General features: G+C 47.9%; 1 protein-coding gene. It reads left to right on the forward strand.

All coding sequences use genetic code 11. From position 1 onward, the window contains the following. The coding region (locus PGQ95_RS26310; RefSeq protein WP_430919883.1) for a DUF3304 domain-containing protein at positions 1-480 on the forward strand (480 nt) is incomplete at its 5' end. Positions 481-630 lie beyond the last annotated feature (150 nt).

Below are 630 nucleotides of genomic sequence, written 5' to 3' on the forward strand. Positions count from 1 at the left end.
GGCATTGCTTTATTTGTGTCAGTGTTGTTATCGGGATGTTCGCACTCCCAGGCTGGCGAGTCGAGCGCAGGGAATATTAGAGGATACAACCATGTTGCCGGGCAGAACGTTAACTGGTTTTCAGTAAACGGCTACCATGCGACGCTAAATGGAAATGTGTGCTGCGTTATGATCCCGGACCAGTGGCGACCTGGGATGACTGCACATATTGAGTGGGAGGTTGATCCTAACCCAAAAGCTCATTTACCGCCTTTGGGAACAGATGCTTATAACAAGGCGTACCTACAGCATAAGGCCAAATACCTTCGCTATAGTGCTGATGTTCCCATTCCGCAATATAAGGAGAGTGCGGGCATTAACGTCCATTTTCTTCCTTGCCATCAGGTAAAAATTTATGCGGGTGTAGCCGGCTACGGTGCCTATTCCTACCCAATTAAAGAGCCGATGAATATGCAGGAACCCGCAACATGTCAGAAGTAAAAGCGTCTGGCAGGGCTATTAGCCAACGAGTGAAATGATGTGTGCCAGATAGCCACAGGGCACAAGTTATACCATTCACCAGGCAAAAAGCGCAGGGAGGAAGAGTGAGCAGAATAAAATGGATTATCCGGGGCATTGCTTTATTTGTGT

Origin of the sequence: Klebsiella sp. 141240 (genome assembly GCF_050600805.1) — a bacterium.
In the GTDB taxonomy this organism is placed as follows: domain Bacteria; phylum Pseudomonadota; class Gammaproteobacteria; order Enterobacterales; family Enterobacteriaceae; genus Klebsiella; species Klebsiella aerogenes.